We start from the raw sequence: 25,532 nt of genomic DNA, 5'->3' as shown, positions 1-25,532 counted from the left end.
GTCAGAATAGCCTAACGTGTTAAGTAAGGGGATAATGTTTCATCCATCCACTGCGCAATAAAAGGCTGAGCATCTTCATTGGGGTGTATGCTGTCATTTTGCATCCACTCAGGCTTATCAGCGATTTGCTCCATATAAAAGGGAAGCAGAGGAAGCGCATTATCTTCAGCGAGTTTTGGATAGATCGCTGAAAATGATTGTGTATAACGTTTACCATAATTAGGTGAAATCATTATTTGCATAAAAAGTGGCGTTGCACCGGCATCTTTTACTTGTGTAATGATGTTTTGTAATGCCTCTTTTGTTTGTGTAACAGGGTATCCCTGTAAGCCATCATTTGCACCTAATTCAATTAAAACCCAACGAGGTTGATGCTGTTTTAATAAATCAGGCAGCCTATTTTGCCCTTGAAAGGCAGTTTCACCACTAATGCTTGCATTAATAACATTAATTTCAGGGTAGGTTGTTTTCCATTTATCAGCAAGGCGTTGTGGCCATGCACTTTCAATTGGAAGACGATATCCTGCACTTAAGCTGTCACCAAAGATTAAAAAGGTATCAGCAGCAATTGCCTTAAAGCTAAACATCATCATAACGATAAGGAAAAATGTATGTGGACGGAAAAGGTTCTTGAAGTTCATCAGTTAACCAAACAAGTAGGACAAGGTGATAGTCAGATCTCTATATTGCAGGGTGTTGAGTTAGTTGTCGAGCCTGCACAAACAATTGCGTTAATTGGTGAGTCCGGATCAGGTAAATCGACGCTGTTAGGTATCATTGCTGGGTTAGATGATGGCAGCTCTGGCAGCGTGCATTTAATGGGAGAAGATCTCACAAAAATGAATGAAGAAGAACGTGCCAAATTGCGCGCCCAACATGTTGGGTTTGTTTTTCAATCATTTATGTTGATCCCAACATTGAATGCACTCGAAAATGTGCAGTTGCCCGCATTATTAAAAGGTGAGTCAGAAAAGCACAGTCATGAGCGTGCAGTTGATTTACTTAAGCTGTTAGGATTAGGCGAACGTTTATACCATATGCCAGCACAACTTTCTGGTGGTGAGCAACAACGCGTTGCATTAGCAAGAGCATTTTGTACTCAGCCAGCGATTCTTTTTGCTGATGAGCCAACAGGGAATCTTGATCGTAAAACAGGTGATAAAATTGCTGACTTGTTATTCTCTCTTAATCGAGATTATGCAACAACGTTGATTTTAGTGACTCACGATAATGAGCTGGCTGCTCGTTGCCAAAGGCGATTACGATTAGTAGATGGACAACTTAAGGAGGAGTCATGATTTGGCGTTGGTTTTGGCGTGAATGGCGCTCTCCGGCACTATTAATTGTTTGGCTTTCTTTAGCGCTTGCGGTTGCTTGTGTGCTTGCTTTAGGGCGTATAGGTGATCGCATTGATAAAAGTATTTACGCTCAAAGTCGTGATTTAATTGCTGGCGATTTAGTCTTACGTGCATCTTACCCCGTTGATGAAATCTGGCTTACAGAGGCGAAGAAAGCAGGGCTAACTCTTAGTCGCCAAATGCAATTTACCACGATGTCTTATGCTCCTGAAGGCGACACACCACAGCTGGCATTGGTGAAAGCGGTGGATAAATTATATCCACTGTATGGTGAGTTAGAAACAGAGCCAGCAGGGTTAAAACCTGAAAAAGGAACTGCGCTTGTTGGTGCCAGATTACTTGAATTACTTGATATAAAAGTTGGCGATAAAATTGATGTAGGCGATGCCTCATTTACGATTAGTGGTGTATTAATTCAAGAGCCAGACAGCGGGTTTAATCCTTTTCAAATCGCCCCCCGTGTTTTAATTAACCTTGATGATGTTGAAGCAACTGGAGCAGTGCAACCTGGGAGCCGTCTGACTTATCGCTATATGTTTGCAGGTGATGGATCTGTAATTGATAGCTATCAGCAACGCTTCGACCCACTATTAAAACCCGATCAGCGTTGGAATAGTTTAAAACAAGATAGTGGAGCACTTTCACAATCAATGGAGCGTGCGAAAAACTTCCTTTTACTTTCAGCGCTATTAACGCTATTGCTTGCGATATCGGCAGTTGCCGTTTCAATGGCTCATTATTGCCGTAGTCGTCATACTTTAATTGCGGTATTAAAAACGTTAGGTGCAGATAAACGTGCATTGAGAAAGTGGATCGTTGGGCAATGGGGCGTGATCCTTATTGGCGCTATTGTTGTTGGCTCCTTAGTAGGGCTTGTTTTTGAAGCAATATTGCTACAAATTTTAGCGCCAGTCTTACCTAAAAGTTTACCAGAAGCGAGCTTTTTGCCATGGGTATGGTCTGTAGGCTCTTTACTGTTAATTGCTTTATTAACAGGATTAAGACCTTATTATCAATTAATGGCAACGCAACCTTCCCGAGTATTAAGAAGTGATACTACGGCACCTATATGGCCTCTTCGTTATTATTTACCGATAGTAGGCTTAATTATTGTCGGTGCTTTAACGCTTTTTGCGGGAACTGGCGTTTTACTCTGGTCAATTCTATTTGGTGTTGTTGTTATTGCTTTTTTACTTGGGATCATTGGCTGGTTAGGATTATGGGTATTAAAGCAGTTTAAATTCCGCCAACTCAGTGCGCGCTTAGCAGTAACTCGTTTATTACGACAACCGTTTCAAACAATGACTCAGCTTGCTGCTTTTGCACTTTCATTTATGTTGTTAACGCTTTTAGTCCTTATTCAAGGTGATTTACTCGAAAAATGGCAAAAACAATTACCAGAAGATAGCCCTAACTATTTTCTAATCAATATGTCTGCACCTCAAGTTCAAGAAATTAATACATTATTGGCACAATATAAGGTTGAACCTACGGATGCATTCCCTGTGGTATTAGCGCGTTTAACACAGATTAATGAACATAATGCTAAAGAGTGGGCAGATAAACGTGATGCAGGTAATAACACTGTTCGTCGAGAGCTTAACTTAACATGGCACAGTGAATTGCCTAAAGATAACGTGATTGTTGAAGGAACATGGCCTCCTGTCGGTAATGGTGTTTCTCTTGACCAAGGTGTTGCCGAACAACTCGAGATTAAATTAGGTGATGAACTAACATTTGTCGGTGATACTCGTGAATTTAAGTCCATTGTTACGAGTATTCGTCATGTTGATTGGGAGAATATGCGCCCTAATTTCTTCTTTATTTTCTCTGAAGAAGGATTAAGCAATCAGCCAGAAAAATGGATGAGTAGTTTTTATTACAATGGCGAGGACGGGTTAATTACAGCGCTTAATCGGCAATTTCCAACCGTAAGTGTGTTAGATACTGGTGCATTAATTCAGCAAGTTCAACAAATCTTACAGCAAGTCAGTCGAGCGCTAGAGATTATGGTTGGATTAGTCATGATTTGTGGTGCGTTATTGTTAGTTGCTCAAATTCAGGTAGGAATGACACAACGACGCATTGAGCTGGTGGTGTATCGAACATTAGGCGCAGGTAAATCATTATTAAGACGGACTCTTTGGGCTGAATTTGCATTATTAGGTTTAATGGCGGGATTAGCAGCAGCGATTGGTGCTGAGGTCGCATTAAGTTTATTACAAATATCGGTATTTAAGTTCCCTTGGCAACCACAATGGGAAATGTGGATCACTGTACCTATTGTTGCGGCATTATTACTTTCATTATGTGGCAGTATATTAGGCGTCCGGCTGTTGCAAGATAAAGGGCAATATCGACGAATTCAAGGAGAATAGTTGAAATAAATCAGGCGGATAAACAGAGCTAAATAAAATGCTGATATTATTAAATATCAGCATTTTTTATGGGGAAAGAGGAAAGATAAGACAATTATTCTTTTATCACATAAGCATAAATTCGCTTACTACCATCATTTTCATCATAAATATAAACCCCTTGAAGTTCAGTTGAAAAGCCGGGAAGCTGATTAATAGTGACTTCAAGCGCCTGAAAATAACGTAAAACAGCACCATCCCAAATTTCACCAGGTACAGCACATAAAACACCCGGTGGATAAGGTAAAGCACCTTCAGCGGCAATTCGACCTGCTAATTCATTTAAAGGTAACAATTCAACATTACCACGAACAAACTCAATATTAGCTTGTTGTGGGCTTAGCGCTCGCTTAGGAAAATGACTTTTTCTAAACATCTGTTTTTGCAGTAACTTGATATTGTATCTGATACAAATATCATGCATTTCCTGACAGAGTTGGCGCAAGGTATAACCCTGATAACGTGATGGATAGCAACGACAAACAGAAGGCAATATTTGTTCTAATGGCACATCTTCAACTAAGTGCTTTTCAAATTGAACAATCAAAGAGATTAAGCGATCAAACTTCGTTTGATGCTCTGCAGGAGTCAGCAAAAACAAGATTGAATTGAGATCACTTTTTTCAGGAATAACACCGTGCTCACGTAGGTAATTTGCCAAAATAGACGCCGGCACACCAAAAGGTGCATATTCCCCTGTATGAGGATCGATCCCCGGCGTTGTCAGCATTAACTTGCAAGGATCAACAAAGTATTGATTGGTGGCATAACCTTCAAATGAGTGCCAATTATCATTAGGAATAAAATTGAAAAAACGCTGATCGTGAGCAATTTTATCGGTGTCGTGATCTTGCCAAGCAAGCCCATCAACGACTTCAGGAATAAATGGCTTAATAAATTGGCACTGCTTTAGTAGTGATTTACGAGCTTCAATGCCTTGTTTTACGCAATTCATCCACATTGCTTCACCACTTTTACCAGAATGCATTTTTGCATTGACATCAAGAGCCGCAAAAAGAGGATAAAATGGGCTGGTGGATGCATGCATCATAAAAGCATTATTCATACGTTTATGATTAACATAACGTGATTGCCCTTTAAGGTGAGCATCTTTTTTATGTATCTGTGAGGTTTGTGAAAATCCTGCTAATTGCTTATGAACTGATTGAGTAACGAGAATACCGGGATCGTCTTCATTAAGGGTTAGTAATAAAGGCGAACACTGTTTCATCATTGGAATAAATTGTTCATAACCCACCCATGCAGAATCAAATAAAATGTAATCACAAAGATGACCAATTTTATCGACCACTTGCCTTGCGTTATAAATTGTACCGTCATAAGTGCCTAGTTGAATAACCGCTAAACGGAATGGACGTTTATCAAATTGGTGTTCTGGCGCAACTTCTGCAATTTGTTGGCGTAAATAGTGTTCTTCAAAGCAATGAGCATCAATACCACCAATAAAGCCAAAGGGATTACGAGCGGTCTCTAAATAAACAGGTGTTGCTCCTGCTTGAATGAGTGCGCCATGATGATTGGATTTATGGTTATTCCTATCAAATAGCACTAAATCATTTGGTGCCAATAAGGCATTTAAGGCAACTTTATTAGAAGAAGATGTCCCATTTAAAACAAAGTAGGTTTTATCGGCATTAAATACTTGCGCTGCAAAAGTTTGGGCATCATAAGGCGCTCCTTCATGAATAAGCAAATCACCCATTGCCACATCAGCATTACAGAGATCAGAGCGAAATAGGTTCTCACCAAAATATTGATAAAACTGTTCGCCAACAGGATGACGGCGGAAAAACTCTCCACCTTGATGACCCGGGCAATCAAAAGCGACGTTCTTTTCGGCAACATAATTTACTAAGCGTGAAAAAAATGGTGTGGTCAGACTCTCTTCATATTGTTGTGCCGCTTTATTAATTAACATACTATTTTTTTGATGTGCGCTTTTATCGGTAATCACAACCCCTGAAACCTGATTAAGCAATTCAGCACTAATTGCATCATTAAGATTAACAGCAATAAATACGGGTAATTGAAACCCTGTTTGATAAATGCGATCTAATTCGCCAGACTCAATATCTGACAATGACAACACGATAGCTGATACTTGCGTTAAATTTGCATCAACAATATCAACAATCGGACGTTCACAATAAAAATAGTGTGAAAGAGTAGGGTGACACGCCAACTTCATTTTTTTCATTATACTCGCGTTTTTATCAGTAAAAGAATTGGCGAACAATATACTTGGTTGTGAATGTGATTGAAATAAATTAAAAGATAAGAATGGTGATTTATGTATTCTAAATGCATAAATCACCATTTTTGATGAGGGGGTGAATGGAGCAGTTTATGAGAAAATAAACTGATCTACTTTCTATTATTGGCTAATCGGAGAAGATTTTTCGATATAGACCGTTTGAGATGGAAAGGCAAAATCAGCGCCATGTTTATGCACAATCTCAATCATCTTCAAATAGACTTCTTGTTGAGCTTCAAGCCACTGCGCCCAGACTGTCGTTTTGGTAAAACAATACACCATGATATTGAGTGAAGAGTCTGCAAATTGATTAAAATAGACTAATAAGGTTTGTTTCGTATCAATTTTGTCATTTTGCATTAGCATGGTGCGAATATCTTCAACGATAACACCAATTTTATCTGAATCTTCATAACGTAAACCTAATTCTGTTTCGATGCGTCGATTGGTCATTCTACCGGGATTCTCTACGCTAATAGAGGAAAAAACAGAATTTGGAATGTAAAGGGGACGATGATCAAAGGTAATGATTTTCGTAATACGCCAACCGATTTCTACCACGGTGCCTTCAATATTACGATCAGGAGAACGTACCCAATCCCCGATATTAAAAGGGCGATCAAAATAGAGCATCACCCCTGAAAAAAGGTTACTCATCACATCTTTGCTTGCCATACCAATGGCAATACCGCCTAATCCCCCAAAGGTCATTAAACCAGATAAGCTCATACCAAAGTGCTCACCAAACAGTAAGATGATAATGACGAAAAGGGTGATTTTAAATATGCGAGAAATAATACGAGCTGAAGTAGGATCGCTCCCTTTTTTAATTTGTGATTTCTCTAATAAATTAATCAATAAGAAAAATTTACGCATTAAAATTAATGCGATAGCGACATAGGTAAAGAAATTAATCATCCTAAAAGAGATAAAATGGAGATTAAAATCAACGACAGCCGTTTCACAATATTGGCTTAAGATAATGACTAAACTACAGAGAAAGACCGCTTGGCTGATATGAATAATAATATTTCTGCGACGTTTTTTCTTTTTGTCATGAAAAAGAGATACGATGACAAAACCCACAAGACAGGCTAAAGCTATGCCAACACCTATTGAGTATTTTATTATTAATGCATCATTCATCAGCTTAACGTCTCCTTAGAAAATGCGTTTTTATAATACGAAGCTCGCTATCTTACTTATTTAATCGTTACTTTTCTTGCTCACTTGCATGCTGAAATTTAGGGTAAACCGGTGGTTTCATAAACAGAGTAACCGCTAAAATCAGTAAAACAGGTAGGGTTAAAATCAAGAATGCAGGTGTAAAACTACCTGAAATATCTTTGATTGCCCCGGCAAAGAATGGCGCTAAACAAGCCAGTGTTGAAATTAAATTCATCACTGAAAATAGCTCAAGGTAAGGGGAGCGACCAAAATAGTTAGCAAGCAATATACTTGATGCTAAGAACGTCATTCCATAACCAATACCAACACAAACCGTAAATAAGATCAGGTAAACCCAAGAATTCGCCATACTTAGCGCGAGCAACCCAATGATGATAATACTTAAGCTTGCAATAAGTAGTTTTTTAGGTTCTAACCATTCACCAATAGCGCCACCCGCTAAGCGCGAGAAAGCATTGATAAATGCCATACTACTTAATAGTGTCGCGGCAATCGTTTCACCAAAACCATTTTCAATAATATGTGCAACAGCAAAGCTATTGACCGTGATCCCACACCATAAAAAGGCCGTGTAAGTCGCAGCAATAACATAAAATTGCCATGTTCTTAAAGCATGACGGGCTGTCCAAATCTCTTTAGTTTGATAGATACGTTTTGTGGTTTGAAGTTGGCTAATTTTTTTTGCGTGTTCTTGTTCTTTACTACCTTCGCGTAAAAATAAAATAGTGATAAGAGTAACAACGGTGAGTGTGATTGCTGAAATAAGCCAGTGCATTCGCCATGTATGCCACAAATGAGTTGCTAAAAAGTAGATCCAAGGCCCCGCAACACCACCTAATCCACCAATGGTAAAATAGACACCAAAGGCAAAGGACTGTTTTTCAAATAAGCGAGAAATAACATAAGTACCGGGTACGGTAGCCAGTAGCGTAAAACCAATACCTAACAGTGCAGTACCAAGAAAATAACGCGCAATAGTGTATGTTTCATAAAGAAAATAGAAGCCACTGACAAAAATGATCAATCCGATAAATAGTGTAAGACGAACATTTAATTTACGGATCAATAACGTAGGTAAAAAACTCGCAAGACCGCAGGTTAATCCTAATAGCGTAAAGCCAAGACCTGCCTGAGTCCAGTTCCACTCTAGCTCGTTTATCATGCTAGGAAGAACAACACCTAAAGAAGTAAATGTGGTTGCGGTAGCTAAAAAATACACAAAACCCAATAATATCAGCATACTCCACTGATAAACGGGTCCAAAAATCTGTTGCGTGACTTGCATCCTGACTCCAGCAAATGGGTGCAGTAACCTGAATAATCAGGAGAAAATAGCGAATAACAGACCTCTTTATCTGAGGTCTGTTCGTTTAAAGGCTATTATTCTCTAACTTTATGAGTCGGACTGCTAGCTTAATTTTTCTAAAGCCCATTTGATAGGGTACTGATAGGCATCATCAAGCATGGAGCTTAATGATTTGAGTGTCTCTTTTAAGGGGGTATTATCGCGATGCACAAGATTGAGATGACCCACTTTACGAACGGGGCGAACTTCTTTTTCATACCAATGTAAATGAACTAATGGCAATGAAAGCCATTGAGGATTGACATCAGTACCAATCAAATTAACCATTACTGCTGGTTGGCAAACCTCAGGTTTTGGCATCGGTAAATCTAAAATTGCACGTAGGTGTAACTCAAACTGGCTAATTGAGGCACCATTTTGTGTCCAATGCCCACTGTTATGAACTCGAGGGGCTAATTCGTTAATAAGTAATTTATTACCAACGATAAAGCACTCCATTGCCATTACACCGACATAATTGAGCTTATTAAGGATGGCTGTCAGCATTTTTTCTGCTGATTGTTGTAGTTCTGATGCAGGGGTTGGTAATGCCACACTCATGCGTAAAATGCCATCTTGGTGAAGATTATGAGTTAAAGGATAGAAAACACAGTTTCCGCTACAATCTCTGGCACCCACTAATGAGACTTCACCTGAAAAGGGAATACCTTGCTCAACAATACATTCACCATAAATTTCAGCCGGTAATTGCTGTTCTTCACCGGGATGAATGCGCCATTGACCACGACCGTCATAACCACCAACACGGCGCTTTACAATAATAAAATCACCTAGTTGAGCGAAGATATCAGACCATTGTGTTGGTGATGTTAATGGCTGCCAAGGCGCTGTTGCTAAGCCCAATTCATCGAGAAGCTGTTTTTGAGGCAATCTATCTGCAAGCAATGGAAAAATATCACGGTTTACAAAGTTAGTATGACGTTCTAACTCTTTGGTGAGTGCAGTTTCAGGCCAGCGCTCAATTTCTGCTGTGATGATACTTTTTTGATAGGGAACGGCTTCTGGCTCGGCATCTAATCCTATTGGATAAACGGCAATTCCTAAAGGCTCTCCAGCTTGTCTTAGCATTCGCCCTAATTGACCATTTCCAAGAACACAAACTGGCTTCATAGTGCCTCCCTTGGATCGGGGTTATTTAATACATCGTCAGTTTGTGCTGTGCGCCATGCTGTTAGTGCTTCAAAAATAGTAGGGGAGTGTAATGCTAAAATTTGAGCGGCTAATAAAGCTGCATTGGCAGCACCTGCTTTCCCAATTGCTAATGTCCCCACAGGAATACCTTTTGGCATTTGCACAATAGAGTAAAGGCTATCAACACCGCTTAATGCTGCACTTTGAACAGGAACACCTAATACAGGAACGAGTGTTTTTGCTGCGAGCATTCCCGGTAAATGGGCTGCACCACCTGCTCCTGCAATAATGACATCAAAGCCATTACTTTTTGCTTGTTCTGCAAAGCTAAATAGCTTATCAGGGGTACGGTGTGCAGAGACAATCTCAACATGATAAGGAAGTTGTAGTGCGCCTAGTACATCAGCGGCATGGGACATTGTTGCCCAGTCACTTTTAGAACCCATTACAATGGCGATACGAGCGGAAGAGGTATTTAGACCAACTTGAGAAGACATTACTTAACTGCTCCTGTAAGCATAAACGGATATAGCCTAATAAACTGAGCATGATAGTATCACGCTAACACGCACAGGAAAACGTTTGCGTAAAGAAAAAAAGACCTTTTTTTGAAGAAAATAAGCAAAATAACTTAGAAAGGAAATTGAATAAGTTCTATTTTTTCCGCAGTCACTTTAAACATAGAACCTTCAGTATGCCAAGCACCTAATACACCCCGATAATGTATTTTATCATCAATGTTGACGGTATGAATTGCTGGGCGATGCGTATGACCGTGGATCATCCATTCGGTATTGAAATGCTTAAAAGTGTCTATCACCGCTTGCGGGTTAACATCCATAATGACATCTGATTTGTACTGATTTTCGTGCTGGCTACGTGAGCGCATTTTGTCAGCGATACGCAGTCGAATAAATAGAGGGAGTAGTGAGAATAGGCGCTGAATAAATTTATTATGTACTTTTTTACGATAGCGTTGATAAGCTTCATCGTCAGTACAAAGCGTGTCGCCATGTAAAATTAAGATACGATGCTGTTCAATTTCGAGCACTTTTTCTTGTGGAAGTATGGTGATACCACTCTCTTTTGCAAAACGAGAGCCAATTAAAAAATCACGATTTCCATGAATAAAATAGCAAGGCACCCCTGCCTTTTTTAGCGTCATCAGAGCTTGAGCAATTTGTTGATGTAAAGGATTAGGATCATCATCACCTATCCAAAAATCAAAAAAGTCGCCTAAGATATAAAGTGCTTTTGCATGAATGGCTTGTTCTTTTAAAAAGCGAAGAAAACCGGCAGTGATTGCCGGTTCATGTTCACTTAAATGCAGGTCTGCAATAAAAAGCGTACACATAAAAAGTGAGGCTTATTCGCTAACCGTTACACTTTTAATGACGATATCTTCACGAGGAACATCTTGGTGGAAACCGCTACGACCAGTAGAAACCGCTTTGATTTTATCAACAACGTCCATGCCTTCAACAACTTCAGCAAAGACACAATATCCCCAACCATTTGCATTTTCAGCACGGAAGTTTAAGAAATCGTTGTCTGCAACGTTGATAAAGAATTGAGCAGTAGCAGAATGTGGATCGTTTGTACGAGCCATTGCTAATGTACCGCGGTTGTTTGCTAGGCCATTGTTTGCTTCGTTTCTTACAGGTGCTTTGGTCGCTTTTTGGTTCATACCCGGTTCAAAGCCACCACCTTGGATCATAAAACCATTGATGACACGGTGGAAAATAGTGTTATCGTAGAATCCTTCTTTACAGTAGTCTAAAAAATTTTCTACGGTTGCAGGTGCTTTGTCTGCAAATGTATTAATCACGATATCGCCGTAATTGGTATGAAAAGTAACCATATTCAGATCCTAATATAATTTTAGCTTTACCCAGATTTGGGCATAAACAACAGTCCCGTTTTTATACCACAGTTGCCTAATTTAGTCAGTATGCATCTTTTTCTCGTTCCACTTTTTCTTGCTAAATAAATCAGTAATAGAGGGAAAAAACACTTTTCGCCAAAATTTAGCCAAATAATAGAAGTTTGATTGTTTGCTATCAACGATTGAACAGTGAAAATAAGCGCTAAGCAGAGTAAGATAAAACCTTAATCTTGAGTTTGCTTTGCCTTCAAGATCCAATATCCTAATTAATATCATGTTATAGTAGTTGTTATTTTCTTTTATATAAAAACGTAATAAACACGTACAGTTGAAAACGGGAACGTCCACTGATGCTAAAGATTTTTAATACTCTTACTCGCCAAAAAGAAGAATTTAAACCTATCCATGCAGGTAAAATAGGTATGTACGTGTGTGGCATCACTATTTATGACTTATGCCATATTGGTCATGGACGTACATTTGTGGCTTTTGATGCCATAACCCGTTATCTGCGTTATTTAGGATACGATGTTAACTATGTTCGTAACGTAACGGATGTGGATGATAAAATCATCAAACGTGCGATCGAAAATAATGAAACATGTGAGCAATTAACCACTCGTATGTTAGCTGAAATGCACAAAGACTTTGATGCATTAAATATTGCTCGCCCTGATTCAGAGCCGCGTGCAACACACCATATTGCTGAAATTATTGAATTAACAGAAGCGCTAATTAAACGTGGACATGCTTACGTTGCTGACAATGGCGATGTGATGTTTGCGATTGATACCGATCCTGATTATGGCTTACTTTCTCGCCAAGATTTAGAGCAACTACAAGCCGGAGCTAGAGTTGAAGTTGCTAACGTAAAACGCAATCCAATGGATTTCGTCTTATGGAAAATGTCCAAACCGGGTGAACCAAGCTGGCAATCTCCGTGGGGAGAAGGTCGCCCAGGTTGGCATATCGAATGTTCTGCGATGAATAGTAAAGAGTTAGGACATCATTTTGATATTCATGGGGGGGGCTCAGACTTAATGTTCCCTCATCATGAAAATGAAATTGCGCAGTCTACTTGTGCTCATGATGGTCCTTACGTTAATTACTGGATGCACTCTGGTATGGTGATGGTAGACAAAGAAAAAATGTCTAAATCACTTAATAACTTTTTTACCATTCGTGATGTATTAGCTTATTACGATGCTGAAACAGTGCGTTATTTCTTATTATCAGGTCATTATCGTAGTCAACTTAACTACACTGAAGAAAACTTAAAACAGGCTCGGACTGCATTAGAGCGCCTCTACACTTCATTACGTGGCACTGATGCAAATGCACAACCTGTGGGTGGCGAAGCGTTTGAAGCGCAATTTATTGACGCTATGAACGATGATTTCAATACACCAGAAGCCTATTCAGTCTTGTTTGATTTAGCGCGTGAAGTCAATCGTCTAAAATTGGTTGATATGAATGCAGCGAATGGCTTAGCCGCAGTATTACGTAAGCTTGCTAAAGTATTAGGTTTGTTAGAGCAAGAGCCTGAGCACTTTTTACAAAGTGGTGCTAAAGCGGATGATGCGGGTGAAGTTGAAAAAATTGAATTATTAATTCAACAGCGTAATGATGCTCGTAAAAATAAAGATTGGGCAGCGGCTGATGTTGCTCGTGACGCGTTAACCGCGATGGGGATTGTTTTAGAAGATGGTCCTCAAGGAACAGTTTGGCGTCGTAATAATTGATACGACAATTGAGTGATTATACTTAATGCGTGTTTAATATAAAAATATCGGATATTTAATATCCGATATTTTTTTGTCTGATGATTAACTTATTGACTAATAACACTCGTTTCTCTTTCTCTATCTTTTTGTTTATATTTAAAATAAGCAATCACATTTTCAGAGAAAAAGAGTCGATGCGTTAAGATAACGATAATAGAAAAAACAACAAAGCCAACTTCAGGCATATTTGTTAATGACATCGAAATACTCAGTATAAAAAAGATCGAAATAGATAAGCATGCCCATGAAATTTTTAAAAAAGAGTAAGCATTTCTACTATTTCTAGCGAGTTTTATCCATGCTGTAACTTGCATTATCATTGTTATAATTAGACACAGCATGATGAACAACCCCACTAGCATTGTTTGGCCACCACCCATTGCCATTGCTAATAAATAAATTGGTGCTCCAGCAACTAATATAAACAAACTTATACCTAAAAATAATACTGAAATAACTTGGATCCATAAAAGTACTATGGGCCTTTCCATAACTTCTCCTAAAAACAGAAATAAGTTTTTATTGGTTTTAGAATATCTTTATTAAATTTTATTAAAGTGAAGTTTATCGAAGAAATAGAAAAAATAAAGTTTGATTTAATAATAAATAAATATTAATCAATTAAAGAGATTCTGTTTTTGATTTTTATAACCTAGCGTTAATATATTTAATTGAAGCAGTGGTAATTCTACTTAATATTATTCAATTTACCACTGAATGTTATTGATTATAATTTTAGAGGGGTTAATTCTACTTCTGCCATCATTTTTGCTAATTGTTCGCGATCATGAATACCAACATTGGTTTGGCTTACAGCAAGTGCAGAAACGGCAGTAGCAAGACGTAAGGTGTGTTCACTGGTTTGTCGCATCATTAAACCATAAATTAAGCCACCAACCATTGAATCTCCAGCTCCGACTGTACTTACGACATCACACTTAGGTGGTTTCGCCATCCATGCACCCGAAGCATTAACCCACATCGCGCCTTGTTCACCTAATGAAATCACAACGTGAGCAATACCTTGCTGACGTAATGCTTGTGCCGCTTGCACAACATCAGAAAGTTCAGGTAAGGGTCTACCTGCCCAAATTTCTAATTCATGATGATTAGGTTTAACAAGCCAAGGGGAGGCTTTTAATCCCGCGACAAAAGCATCTCGGCTACTGTCGAAGATCAAACACATACATTCGCTACGTAAGCGAGTCATCCATGCAGTGAAATCATTGAGATCAACGCTAGGAGGAACACTGCCACTGACACAAATCATATCAAATTGACCCGCCCAACTTAGCGTGTCGTTAACAAAGCGTGTCCAGTCTTGTTTTGTGATTTCAAAACCAGAAAAATTGAAGTCAGTCACTTTGCCATTAGGTTCCGTAAGTTTGACATTAATACGAGTACGGCCTTCAACCATTTGAAAACGGTTAGCGATACCTGAGTCACTAAACTCTTTTTGGAATCCATCTTGGTTTTCTTTACCTAAAAAACCGCCAACAGTGACATCAACGCCAAGGCTTTTTAAAACCTTAGCCACATTGATGCCTTTGCCCGCGGCATGGAAGCCAGCCGTTTTAACACGATTAACTTCGCCAAGTTCAATAGGATTACTTAAACCAACAAGATCATATGCAGGGTTAAGTGTGATGGTTGCTACTCTGTGTTTCATGCTAGTTCCTTACCTTAAATAAAAGAACAGGCATCGATTTTTGCTGTAATTTAGCAAAGACAGAGATACCTTGAGTGGGTAAGCCGAGCATAAAATCTCCTGTTAGATAAAGGGCAAAAAATACGTAAATATCACAAAATAACAACTAAAATAGTATCATTAAGCTGAATCGTTTCAAATTATAACCTGTAATTTAGTACAAACAATGTTCTTTTGCCTAATGAAAGTAGAAATAAATTAGATCAAAATCACATTTTAGTGCATTTAAACATGAATAAACGGATAAAAGTATCAATAAAAAGGTTTGTTGCTGAAGTTTTACAGTAATGGTTAAAAAGTGTTATCCATATATAAAATAATAACTTATAGCACTTCTTTTTATCTATTTTTTTATAAAATGTACAATCTGCTGAACTCTGAAAGGAGATTATAACCATAGATAGGCTTAAAAATGATGTTCTAAATTTAAATATATTAAAGTAAATTTTATAATTTTGTTTTTATTCAATAAGTTATGTGTATTTATTTTTTTAAATATGAATAAATAAGAAAAAAGAGGAAGAAAAAGCACATTGAAGGCGAAAAAGGATTAAAAAGAAAAAAAGCGAGACTGAGATAGTCACGCTTTTTCAATATTAATTAATTTGCTGATTATTTGCTGACGCTAACGGAAAACTCACCAAAGGTGACAACTTTTCCAGCAACAATTTTACAGCGTTTACGGGTTTCAACTTCACCGTCAACACTCACTAAACCTTCAGCAATGACACTTTTAGCAGCAGCTCCGCTTTCAGTCCAACCTTGAAGTTTTAATAAATCACAAAGCTCGACATAGTCGTGCCCATCTAATTGAAATGTTTCCATCGATTAATTATTTCCTGTTTCAGGGTCGTGGTATTCTTCGCATGCTTGCAAAGTATTTTGGATTAGTGTGGCAACTGTCATTGGACCAACCCCTCCAGGGACGGGAGAAATCCAGCCCGCACGTTGAGATGCTGCTTCAAAATCAACATCTCCGACAACTTTACCACTTTCAAGACGGTTTATACCGACATCAATCACGATTGCACCCGGTTTAATCCACTCGCCAGGAATAAAATTAGGTTTTCCTACCGCCACAACGACTAAATCTGCGTGCTCAACATGAAAACGCAGATCTTTAGTAAAACGGTGAGTAACAGTTGTTGTACAACCTGCAAGTAATAGCTCTAAGCTCATTGGGCGACCAACAATATTTGAAGCACCAATGATAACGGCATTTAAGCCATTCATAGGAATATTACAACGCTCTAGCAGTGTGACAATGCCGCGAGGTGTGCAAGGGCGTAATTTAGGTGCGCGTTGGCATAGGCGACCGATATTGTAAGGGTGAAAGCCATCGACATCTTTATCAGGATGAATGCGTTCTAAAACCTTAACATTATCAATTCCGGCAGGTAAAGGGAGCTGAACAAGGATACCATCAATAGTGTTATCTTCGTTAAGCTGGTCGATCAGATTTAATAAATCAGCTTCACTGGTCGTATCTGGTAAATCATAAGAGTGAGAAATAAAGCCTACTTCTTCACAAGCACGGCGTTTACTTCCAACATAAATCTGTGATGCAGGGTTATCACCCACTAAAATAACAGCTAAACCAGGCGCTCGTTTTCCTGCATTAATACGTTGTTTTACTTTTTCTGCAACTTCGCTTCTGATGGTCTGCGCAATCGATTTCCCATCTATAATTCTTGCTGACATCTATACATCCAAATTATTCAATTACGGTATTGGTCTATTTTGTCAGATCAAGAGCAATCTGTCAGTCGAATACTTGCCATATTTTAACCATATAGTTTGATATCGTTGAAAAAGCGTTGACTCTCAGAATGTTGAACGTATAATTCACATCCGTTATCAGCACTCTTGCTGACGTCTAAGTTCTTCTAGGCGCCCTTAGCTCAGTTGGATAGAGCAACGGCCTTCTAAGCCGTAGGTCACAGGTTCGAATCCTGTAGGGCGTACCATTTCGAAGTCAATGGACATCAACCGATGTCTTTTTTTTATGCCTAAAATTCAGTGAATTAGCTGATTTTAACCTTTCTTCGTTCAACTGACGTCTACCTATATCAACCTACATCAAGTAATATTTGTTGGTATATGCGTTGGTACATACAGGTTCAATGAATTCTTATACCAACACAAACTCATGGGAGTTCCTATATGGCACTAACAGATGTGAAGGTAAGAACGGCAAAGCCTGCCGATAAAGGATACAAACTCACTGACGGTGAAGGGATGCACCTTTACGTGCATTCTAATGGTTCTAAATACTGGCGGTTACAATATCGATTCGACGGAAAACAAAAAACATTAGCACTTGGCGTCTACCCTGAAATTTCTTTAGCGGATGCAAGACAGCGTAGAGATGAAGCAAAACGTCAAATAGCTAACAACATTGATCCTTCAGAACAGAAAAAGCTTGAAAAGATAGAACGCAAATCGGCGGTTAATAATACATTTCAAGCAGTAACCCTTGAGTGGCACGAATATAAAAAGCCAAACTGGTCGAAAGGTTATGCTGAAGATCTGATGGAGTCATTTGAAAATGATATCTTCCCTGATCTAGGTAAAAGGCCAATAGCTGAAATAAAGCCACTAGAGGTACTCAGTACGCTGCGTAAACTAGAAAAAAGGGGAGTACTAGACAAGTTACGTAAGATCCGTCAAGCATGTAACCAAGTCTTCAGATACGCTATTGTGACAGGCAAAGCAGAATACAACCCCGCCTCTGAACTCGCTAGCGCATTAACACCACCCAAAGCACAACACTATCCACATTTGCTTGCAAACGAATTACCTGAATTTCTTAATGCATTAAATCATTATTCAGGTAGCCCAATTACTCGGCTAGCAACTAAAATCCTGATGTTAACAGGTGTGAGAACTATTGAGCTACGTTTAGCAGAATGGGGTGAGTTTGATTTCGAACGCTGTATTTGGGAGATCCCCAAAGAAAGAATGAAAATGCGCCGCCCACATCTTGTTCCATTATCGACTCAAGTCATCACGGCATTACGTGAAGTTCAAGCCATTACAGGACGCTATAAGTTGGTATTCCCTGGTAGAAATGACATTACCAAGCCAATGAGTGAAGCGAGTGTTAATCAGGTCCTTAAACGTATTGGTTATCATGGAAAAGCAACTGGACATGGTTTTAGGCACACAATGAGCACTATCTTGCATGAGAAGGGATTCAATACTGCATGGATTGAGCTTCAACTTGCTCACGTTGATAAGAATACGATCCGTGGAACGTATAACCATGCTCAGTATCTTGAAAACAGAAGAGAGATGATCCAGTGGTATGCGGATTATATTGATGAGTTGGAGTGTGGGGTAGGGAATGTGGTTAGTGTGAATTTTAAGTGAGAATTAGCTATCTTTATGTTTGGATAAGTATTCTGAACATTTAATGCGGTTTCAACGGTTAATTTTGTGAGAGTTCGAGTAAACTGATTGAGATTAGCTTCGGTTTTAATGCTTTTTGTGAACTCTGCTACAAATGCTTTAAGTTTCTTTGTCCATAATCTGCCTACTTTTAAATTGGGATAAACATATTAAAAGTAGGCAAATACACAATTTAAATTACATTCTCTGCTTAACCTTATATTGCTAAACAGGCCAGTCAATATTATTAAACTTGATGATTAACTTCCCTGCATATTCCGGCTCAATTGAATTGGCATAGTCTATCAATCCCTTTAGGTGGCACTTGAATCCCCAGACCGTATCAAAGCCGCGATTCACAATATGCTCACTAAGTCCCAAAGTCTCGATGTAGTAAAAGTGTTGACGAATATTATCCTTAAATTCTTTTTGAAGACGAGGAGCAGAACCATCTACGTTTAATCCCAATACAACCTTTTTAGCGCTAGGAGGGATTATTTTAGTTTTCCGATATTGAGGTTTATAGCCAGATAGGTTCAGCAAATTGTAGACTTCAGCAATGAGTATTCTTCCAGAGTCTCGTTTAAACGTATTTGCTCTCGTAGAAAAAATAATATCATCACTATACCTTGTATAAACTAGCTTATATTTTCTGGCAATTTTAGAAAACTCACTATCAAGGTTTCTCATTACTAAGTTTGAGATTATAGGACTAGTAGCAGCCCCTTGCGGCAAATAACCCAATATCCTTTGGTTGTACTTAGGTATATTTTTATTCTTACTTCTTACTTTCCAGTTATTGAGTTGGCTTCTTGGGCTCATTTCTGTAGTAGTTATTGTACAAATTCTCGCCAGTTGAAAAGCTACTAATGGCTGATACCCAAATTCACGAAAAAGTCGAAACACTTGAATTTCTGATATTGATTCAAAAAAGTCAGTAATATCTAACTTAATTAACCAATTAGCACCACAGTGTTTAGCTGCGCACTTTTTTATCGAACTCCCTGGATTAAATGCGAAACTAGCCTGATGTACCGGAACTGGCTTTAATATGAATTCATTAATCCAGCGTTGAACATGCAATAAAGTAGGGTCGGGTATTCGCTACAAAAATAGCAACCTCTCTATCTGCTAGTTCAAATTGCTCCAACCAAGCCTTTCCCTGCTTTGTGTGGATTAGCTTTTTAGCATTAGGCTCAGAGCTAAAACTGTCAACTCTATCATTCATACTTAAATGGCCTCACTCAATCAGCATCTAGATTGTTTGATAATTCTTTTCTCAAATTTGAAACCGATTCCTTGAAGTGCAAAGACCAATTCGAATCATCTAAGCCATCTTTTCTCTTCTGTACCAGCTTAAATACAACCTCGAGTGCCTGATCAACTTTTTCAGGAGCTGTTCCATCTCTATATAATAAATGGATTTTCATCGATGCATTTCGAACTTTATGAGACCATTGAGATAGCTCGTTCAAGTCATGGGGATTAGATGTGAGAATATCGAAAAGTCCAGTTATAGCTTTATGCCTCTCTACCAAACGCCACTTATAATACTCTCGCTTTTTCGTTAGGTAATTAGTGCAAAAGACGGTAAATATCTGTCCAACGATCCCACCAGCCAAAACCGATGTCACAACAACACTCCAGTCCATATCCTTTCCTCAGAAAAAGAAATAAAACAAACTAAATAAGATTGAAAAACAATTATGGTATATTCATACTTGACAAGTACTATCCAATTAATTGATAACAAAAAAATGCTTTGGCCACAACAAGTATCGTACAGAGATTAAGTTCATAACGTAAGTTGTGCCACGCAGTCGGCATGATTGATTTGCAACACTGGAAAGGAGAAAATTGGAGTCAAAAGACAGTCCTTTGGCTCAAATATCGATAGCATTCTACTGTTCAACTTCTAGCACTCGTTATTCGCATGCCTTATATGATTTGGCTTCTATATACTGTATATAAAGGTTCGCTACTAAATTGCACCACAGATGTTTGTACTGTTGAGCCTAATGCTGGTATTTCAAAAACCTCTTACCAGTGTAAATATGTATCATCTAAATTTAAAAAAATAGTGCGCAATTCATCAGATTTAGTACCAATAATCGCAGCTTTCATCCTTTGGTTGAAAGCATTCACAGCATAATGCTATGGGGTTTGACATTCGGTTCTCTTCAAGTTTTCTCCGAAACAGAAAGATAGTTTCTTGATCTGCGTTATCTAAAAATTCATTTGCATCAATATACCGACTTTCTTCAGTTAAAAAGACTGATGTCATGTTTCTTTTCAAATTACCTCCTTAATAAATGGTAAGTGCATTGTTAATGTTTTAGCGATATTTTCGGTATTGCTTGTCTTAGATTGATTCATCTTTCCATTCATAAGGAACTAAAGCTTTCCCTCTCCATTCTTCTACTAAGTGAACATTATCTAAATCATACCAAACGTCTTCATTGGCATGGTCTAATACAATAATTTGAAATTCTTTTTTAGTAGCGGATATGAACATATCCAATGTGTTAAATACTTTTCTTACGGCTACTATATCTTCATCCTGCCAGTGAGGATCATTACTGTCTATCGCTGATTTTTCTGCTTTTCTAACAGGAAAATATACTTGGCTTGGTTGGTCGTAAATTAACAATCCTGGTACAGGATGGTGCTTTAGTTGTGAAAAAATCCATTGCAATGCGAGGGTGGTTGCAATGTGATAAGCTAACCAGTTTGCTCCGCTGCCAGTTTCCCAAAGGTAGTCATCTCGTCCCCCTCTATTAACTTTTACCGTTAGATCAGGAATAATTAAACTAACCGGGGAGTCAGGCCACTCACCATCTAGATAAGGTAGTATTCTCCCAATATTTCGCTGTACTTTATTCAGGACACTATCGAGTTTTTTTGCTATATCCTTTTCAGAAACAATTTTAAACAATCTCTTTTGTTCTTTCTTTAGCTCTTCAATTTCATTATTTAGTGGAGTTAATGTATCGGTAGTTTGATATAGTCGCATAGCTTCTTCCAAGCGACCAAGAAAGTGAGCTACTAGCTCATTTTGCCTATTGGACCTACCTGCCTGCTCTGAAGCTAATTCTAGTAATTTTATTTCTTCTCGTACGAGTGATAGCTTATGCGTTAATTCACTAAGTTGAGTACGAAGATATAAAGTTTCTTTTCCCAGTGATTGATTAATTTGTGGGTATGAGCGCAAACGCAATTCAATACCTTCTAGAGCTTGGCATAGCTGTTGAATTTTATCAGAACTGTATGTTCCATTTAATGATTCAGTTACATCAGCACTATGGTATTTATCTCTGATCCAGGTAGATAAACTAAGGCGTTCTCTTTTTATATTTAATGCTTTCTTATATAAATCACTACTTTCATTCAATTTTTCAATTTCAATCAGTTGATTACGTAATATATTAAACTCCGTTACTATGTTGGTTTCTCTTTCTCGAAGATTTTTTAATTCGTTGACTATATTTTGTATAGAGTCAACAGATGGTTGCGCAAGATTAGGATCTTTTTTTTGAATGGCTTGTAATAATTTAAGTATAGACGACCATTCCAGTGGAATGTTGGTTTCTGTTGGAAGTAACCCATACTCAATAGCTTGAAAGAGCCAAACTCGACCTTCTGATTGCCAAGTATCACTAGAAACTTGACGCATTTTTAATTCAGTTTCTTTACGGTGTAACTTTCGAGTTACCTTATCTAATTCATGCCTTGCCTGTAGAACCAAAGGACTGATAGCACCTAAGATATAAGGAAATATTGTTTTTAACTTTTCCCGGTGTTCTGTTGTATCTGCCTTGAAAAATAAAACATCAGGATTAGCTATAATATTTTGAGGCTGGAATAAAAAAGCCATTAAATCACGAAATGCTGGGCGGCTACGAAAATTATCAGTAGTTGAAGCTTCAAAAGCTAAGTTTGATAATCCTGATAAACGATCAAGAACTGTTTTAACATAAGATGCATTTGTGTTTTTCTTGGGAGATTTCTCTGGGATTATAATTTCATCGCCCTCTAGAAAATACATTTCTTTTGTGCTCTGTTGAGTTCCTGGTTCTTTACGAGCTAGTAGCTTAGGCCCTTCTGTAGTTTCAATTAAAATACCAAACCAAGAGCACGATTCTCGAATTACGCCAACAGGGATTGCGCACTTATCAGCACATAAACAGTAATCAATTATTGGTATAACAGCGGATTTGCCTGTTTTTGATGATCCGCTAATGATGTTTACCTTTCCCAGTTCAAACTCAACAATGCGAGGCTTTTTGTTTTTCTTAGGCCATAGAATTAATTTTTTTATTTGAAAAAACATTAGAAATCCACCATTAATGTTCTTATTATTTGTTGTTCTGATTCTTCAGAAAACCAATATGCTAATTTATCACAACAGGTTTTAAGCTTATTTAAATCATCAGAGAGTAAAGGTAAAGAAAGTTTGTGCTTTTTGTTTTGTGCGGTTAGGTTAGTTGTTTCTATCTCAATTTTTAATAATCCAGAAAGTTCAGCTATCCCTATAGACTCTAAAGTAAGGGAACGAAGTTGAAAGGCTCTGGTATGAATCGATAGTAATATTTCTCTTTGTTTCCCCAATTTCCCTGCTAATAAATGAATTCCTGATGATTTGTTTGTTGTACAAATTATTTTTACTGTGGATTTATGCAGAATAAGTGGGAGAACCAAAAAGGCTAAGATTATGGACGGTGATTCTTGTTTATATTTTTGGTACTGTAAACAAAAATACCATATAAAAAAAGCCCCCATGGCACTATTCTGTACTAAAGTAGCATCATTGAACTCAATATTATTATGATTATTTTTCATTGTTTATTTCCCCAATGAGCTCAATGTAATCTGGATGCCAGCCTAATTTAAGTTCATCAGCTAAGATATTGAACCCTCCATTCGTGAAGTAATCAGGTATAATATAATGGTCAAGGGATATATTTTTTGTGGAACAACGGCTGTATATAATTTTACCTTTATCAATCTTAGGGGTATCACTGAAACATACATTTACTTCATCACATGTTGCATCATAATGTCTTATTAATGAATCATGCCAATCATAAATGTCTTGCTCAAATATTAACCCATACTCAGCCCAAGTTGTAAGATCAGAGTTTGTCCTTAGAAGATCACTAATTGCACGGAGTTGTTGATCTTCACGATAATCAACTAACTGTAGCTGTTTTATAAATATGGGTCTTTGCTGAAGAACTTCCTCAGTATCTGATGTACTAATGTGTGAGTTTAATCTTGGGAGATAACCAGGAATATTATTTTTTTGTACAAATGATAAAAATTCATTTCTGAATTCTCTAACAGAGATTATAGCATTTCGTTTGTTTCGGATTAGGTTATCTGCTTTTTCTTTTGCCATTCCGATGGCGAACTGGATCGTCAGCTCAATTAGATTATCAGGAATTGTTGGTTTTAAGAGCTCACGGATTAAGCCTATAGGCTCTGCTTTATTGATAATAGTCATTTGTGTTGCTATCGCTTCTTGTTCTTGCTGAGTAGCTTTGAGAAAACGATTTATATAACGCAAACATTTGGGGGGCGACTTCAATTCCTCCAAGTTTTCTTTTAATTTAATAATTAGTTTTGCTGTGTCAATTTGGGTTTTGGCTTCATCAAATAATGTACATATTGTACCAATTTGTTTGAAAGGAGTTACGTAGTAGCGGAAGGTTGCTGCATTGTGGGAAATATCATGCTCTATGAGTATATCGAGCCAGTTAGATACTGTTTTCCAAAAATCTTCCGACCAATCGGTTAAAGGGTTATGCGCTAAGGCACTTTTCGTTTGCTCTAGTAGTACGTCATTGTTTGCATAGTGTACTGCTACATCATCGTAGTATTCGAGTGAAACACATGCATCATCAGGAGCACTCAGTAAGTAGTAGCATAACCGAACTGGCTGGAGAGCAAACCCTAAATATTGGCCTGCGGCACTTGATTTTGATTGGGATGTTTTTCCTTCATGCATGTGTACATCCTTGTTTTTATCGAAACGAAAAGCTTATAAATATTAACAATATTGATGACTGAATGAAAATTATGCAAGTGGTATTACATACAGTATCTATTATTGGATATCACATTGTGATGGGTGTTAGTAGTTATCATCATTGATTCTTATCTTCTCTATTGACTAGTACAAAAAGGAATCAATTGTTCAAATAAAAAACATATTCGATTTGACGAATGTATCTTTTAGGTATAATTTAAAGAAAAGACTGAAGAGGTACACATGGAACCATTACAACTGTTTAAAATTTTAGGTGATCAAACAAGGCTCGATATCGTGTTGCTTTTGAAAGCATCTGGTGAGCTATGTGTCTGTGATATCTATACGGCCTTGAATTTATCGCAACCAAAGACTTCTCGACACCTAGCAATGCTAAGAGAATCAGGTCTTTTGCTCGATTCAAAGCATGGTAAATGGGTTCATTATCGATTATCTCCAGCATTACTACCATGGGTGAAAAGTATCATTGATGTCACCTATGCCACAGAGAAAAATAGAGTTGCAGATTTGCTTAAGAGTCTGGAGACAAAAGAGTCTGCGAGTAGTTGTTCCGCATAAAATTTTTTAAATTAATACATATGAAAAAACATATATAAGGTTGAGGTATGAAAAAACTAGAAGTCTTTGACCCAGCGTTATGTTGTAGCACTGGTGTTTGTGGAACAGAAGTCGATCAAGCATTGGTAGACTTCGCAACAGATGTGGATTGGTTAAAAAAACAAGGGGCAAGTATAAGGCGTTTTAATTTAGCACAAGAGCCAATGGCGTTCGTTAACAACACAAAAGCAAAAACATTTTTGGAAACCGCAGGTGCCGAGTCACTTCCACTATTGATTCTGGATGGTGAGATTGTGCTGACTGGTCGATACCCAAAACGACATGAGTTAGCCAGATGGTTTGGTATTCGCCTGAATATTGAAAAAGCCGAAATAGTTAAATCGTGTTGCGGTAATGACAAAACGTGTTGTTAACAGGAGCAAT

23 protein-coding genes and 1 tRNA gene are annotated in these 25,532 nt (G+C 37.9%); 7 read left to right on the top strand and 17 right to left on the bottom strand.

Annotated features, from left to right (window positions below):
- Positions 1 to 11: 11 nt before the first annotated feature.
- Positions 12 to 641 (bottom strand): multifunctional acyl-CoA thioesterase I/protease I/lysophospholipase L1, encoded by a 630-nt coding sequence (tesA, locus tag BTA34_RS12715; protein ID WP_151435892.1) that lies wholly within the window; start codon positions 639 to 641, stop codon positions 12 to 14.
- On the opposite strand from tesA, the gene ybbA reads away from it, so the two are divergent.
- Positions 612 to 1,298, top strand: coding sequence for a putative ABC transporter ATP-binding protein YbbA (gene ybbA / locus BTA34_RS12710; RefSeq protein ID WP_151435891.1), 687 nt, complete (start codon positions 612 to 614; stop codon positions 1,296 to 1,298). The two genes, tesA and ybbA, sit on opposite strands and share 30 nt — an antisense overlap.
- Positions 1,295 to 3,736, top strand: coding sequence for a putative ABC transporter permease subunit YbbP (gene ybbP / locus BTA34_RS12705; RefSeq protein WP_151435890.1), 2,442 nt, complete (start codon positions 1,295 to 1,297; stop codon positions 3,734 to 3,736). Before ybbA ends, ybbP begins: the two co-directional genes overlap by 4 nt.
- A gap of 94 nt (positions 3,737 to 3,830) precedes the next feature.
- Here the strand turns inward: ybbP and BTA34_RS12700 are convergent, their stop codons facing one another.
- The 7 genes from BTA34_RS12700 to ppiB form a co-directional block, all read right to left on the bottom strand.
- The gene (locus BTA34_RS12700; protein ID WP_151435889.1) at positions 3,831 to 5,993 is read right to left on the bottom strand and encodes an ornithine decarboxylase; all 2,163 of its coding nucleotides are present in this window, start codon (positions 5,991 to 5,993) and stop codon (positions 3,831 to 3,833) included.
- A 177-nt stretch (positions 5,994 to 6,170) separates the two neighbouring features.
- Positions 6,171 to 7,196, bottom strand: a complete 1,026-nt coding sequence (locus tag BTA34_RS12695) for a mechanosensitive ion channel family protein (protein WP_151435888.1) — start codon at positions 7,194 to 7,196, stop codon at positions 6,171 to 6,173.
- A gap of 67 nt (positions 7,197 to 7,263) precedes the next feature.
- Positions 7,264 to 8,523 carry a CynX/NimT family MFS transporter gene (locus BTA34_RS12690; protein WP_151435887.1) on the bottom strand — a complete coding sequence of 420 codons (1,260 nt, stop codon included), beginning with the start codon at positions 8,521 to 8,523 and terminating at the stop codon, positions 7,264 to 7,266.
- A gap of 123 nt (positions 8,524 to 8,646) precedes the next feature.
- Positions 8,647 to 9,714, bottom strand: a complete 1,068-nt coding sequence (gene purK, locus BTA34_RS12685; protein WP_151435886.1) for a 5-(carboxyamino)imidazole ribonucleotide synthase — start codon at positions 9,712 to 9,714, stop codon at positions 8,647 to 8,649.
- On the bottom strand, positions 9,711 to 10,232 hold the full coding sequence (gene purE, locus BTA34_RS12680) for a 5-(carboxyamino)imidazole ribonucleotide mutase (RefSeq protein ID WP_151435885.1): 522 nt from the start codon (positions 10,230 to 10,232) through the stop codon (positions 9,711 to 9,713). Before purE ends, purK begins: the two co-directional genes overlap by 4 nt.
- 134 nt (positions 10,233 to 10,366) lie before the next feature.
- A complete protein-coding gene (locus BTA34_RS12675; RefSeq protein WP_151435884.1) occupies positions 10,367 to 11,089 on the bottom strand; it encodes a UDP-2,3-diacylglucosamine diphosphatase in 723 nt (240 codons plus the stop codon).
- Positions 11,090 to 11,101: 12 nt separating this feature from the next.
- Entirely contained in the window at positions 11,102 to 11,596 is a 495-nt protein-coding gene (ppiB, locus tag BTA34_RS12670) for a peptidylprolyl isomerase B (protein ID WP_006533972.1), read from the bottom strand.
- Between the two features lie 374 nt (positions 11,597 to 11,970).
- Here ppiB and cysS point away from each other — a divergent pair, with 374 nt between their 5' ends.
- On the top strand, positions 11,971 to 13,362 hold the full coding sequence (gene cysS / locus BTA34_RS12665) for a cysteine--tRNA ligase (protein WP_151435883.1): 1,392 nt from the start codon (positions 11,971 to 11,973) through the stop codon (positions 13,360 to 13,362).
- Between the two features lie 89 nt (positions 13,363 to 13,451).
- Here cysS and BTA34_RS12660 read toward each other — a convergent pair whose 3' ends face one another.
- The 4 genes from BTA34_RS12660 to folD form a co-directional block, all read right to left on the bottom strand.
- A complete protein-coding gene (locus tag BTA34_RS12660; RefSeq protein ID WP_151435882.1) occupies positions 13,452 to 13,895 on the bottom strand; it encodes a hypothetical protein in 444 nt (147 codons plus the stop codon).
- A gap of 236 nt (positions 13,896 to 14,131) precedes the next feature.
- Positions 14,132 to 15,073 carry a 1-phosphofructokinase gene (gene fruK / locus BTA34_RS12655; protein ID WP_151435881.1) on the bottom strand — a complete coding sequence of 314 codons (942 nt, stop codon included), beginning with the start codon at positions 15,071 to 15,073 and terminating at the stop codon, positions 14,132 to 14,134.
- Positions 15,074 to 15,724: 651 nt separating this feature from the next.
- Entirely contained in the window at positions 15,725 to 15,937 is a 213-nt protein-coding gene (gene ybcJ / locus BTA34_RS12650) for a ribosome-associated protein YbcJ (protein WP_023582608.1), read from the bottom strand.
- A gap of 3 nt (positions 15,938 to 15,940) precedes the next feature.
- The gene (gene folD / locus BTA34_RS12645) at positions 15,941 to 16,813 is read right to left on the bottom strand and encodes a bifunctional methylenetetrahydrofolate dehydrogenase/methenyltetrahydrofolate cyclohydrolase FolD (protein WP_151435880.1); all 873 of its coding nucleotides are present in this window, start codon (positions 16,811 to 16,813) and stop codon (positions 15,941 to 15,943) included.
- Positions 16,814 to 17,002: 189 nt separating this feature from the next.
- Here folD and BTA34_RS12640 point away from each other — a divergent pair.
- Together BTA34_RS12640 and BTA34_RS12635 are read left to right on the top strand one after the other, a co-directional pair.
- Positions 17,003 to 17,079, top strand: a tRNA-Arg gene (locus BTA34_RS12640).
- 196 nt (positions 17,080 to 17,275) lie between these two features.
- Positions 17,276 to 18,484 carry a tyrosine-type recombinase/integrase gene (locus tag BTA34_RS12635; RefSeq protein ID WP_151435879.1) on the top strand — a complete coding sequence of 403 codons (1,209 nt, stop codon included), beginning with the start codon at positions 17,276 to 17,278 and terminating at the stop codon, positions 18,482 to 18,484.
- 243 nt (positions 18,485 to 18,727) lie between these two features.
- Here BTA34_RS12635 and BTA34_RS12630 read toward each other — a convergent pair whose 3' ends face one another.
- The 5 genes from BTA34_RS12630 to BTA34_RS12610 form a co-directional block, all read right to left on the bottom strand.
- Positions 18,728 to 19,585, bottom strand: a complete 858-nt coding sequence (locus tag BTA34_RS12630; RefSeq protein ID WP_181480147.1) for a reverse transcriptase family protein — start codon at positions 19,583 to 19,585, stop codon at positions 18,728 to 18,730.
- A gap of 161 nt (positions 19,586 to 19,746) precedes the next feature.
- Complete coding sequence (locus tag BTA34_RS12625; RefSeq protein ID WP_151435877.1) at positions 19,747 to 20,154, bottom strand: hypothetical protein; 408 nt, start codon at positions 20,152 to 20,154, stop codon at positions 19,747 to 19,749.
- A 710-nt stretch (positions 20,155 to 20,864) separates the two neighbouring features.
- The gene (locus BTA34_RS12620) at positions 20,865 to 22,832 is read right to left on the bottom strand and encodes a DUF3732 domain-containing protein (protein WP_151435876.1); all 1,968 of its coding nucleotides are present in this window, start codon (positions 22,830 to 22,832) and stop codon (positions 20,865 to 20,867) included.
- Positions 22,832 to 23,341 carry a three component ABC system middle component gene (locus BTA34_RS12615; protein ID WP_151435875.1) on the bottom strand — a complete coding sequence of 170 codons (510 nt, stop codon included), beginning with the start codon at positions 23,339 to 23,341 and terminating at the stop codon, positions 22,832 to 22,834. The genes BTA34_RS12620 and BTA34_RS12615 overlap by 1 nt, the downstream gene beginning before the upstream one ends.
- Positions 23,331 to 24,509: an ABC-three component system protein gene (locus BTA34_RS12610; protein WP_151435874.1), complete on the bottom strand. Its 1,179-nt coding sequence runs from the start codon at positions 24,507 to 24,509 to the stop codon at positions 23,331 to 23,333. The genes BTA34_RS12615 and BTA34_RS12610 overlap by 11 nt, the downstream gene beginning before the upstream one ends.
- A gap of 264 nt (positions 24,510 to 24,773) precedes the next feature.
- Between BTA34_RS12610 and BTA34_RS12605 the strand changes: the two genes are divergently transcribed.
- Positions 24,774 to 25,109, top strand: a complete 336-nt coding sequence (locus BTA34_RS12605; RefSeq protein WP_036968128.1) for a metalloregulator ArsR/SmtB family transcription factor — start codon at positions 24,774 to 24,776, stop codon at positions 25,107 to 25,109.
- Positions 25,110 to 25,156: 47 nt separating this feature from the next.
- Complete coding sequence (arsD, locus tag BTA34_RS12600) at positions 25,157 to 25,522, top strand: arsenite efflux transporter metallochaperone ArsD (protein WP_036968130.1); 366 nt, start codon at positions 25,157 to 25,159, stop codon at positions 25,520 to 25,522.
- Positions 25,523 to 25,532: the final 10 nt, after the last annotated feature.

This window comes from Proteus sp. CD3 (genome assembly GCF_008808075.1).
Taxonomy (GTDB): Bacteria; Pseudomonadota; Gammaproteobacteria; order Enterobacterales; family Enterobacteriaceae; genus Proteus; species Proteus appendicitidis.
The sequence above is the reverse complement of the archived record's forward strand: the minus strand, read 5'-3'. Positions and strand labels throughout refer to the sequence as shown.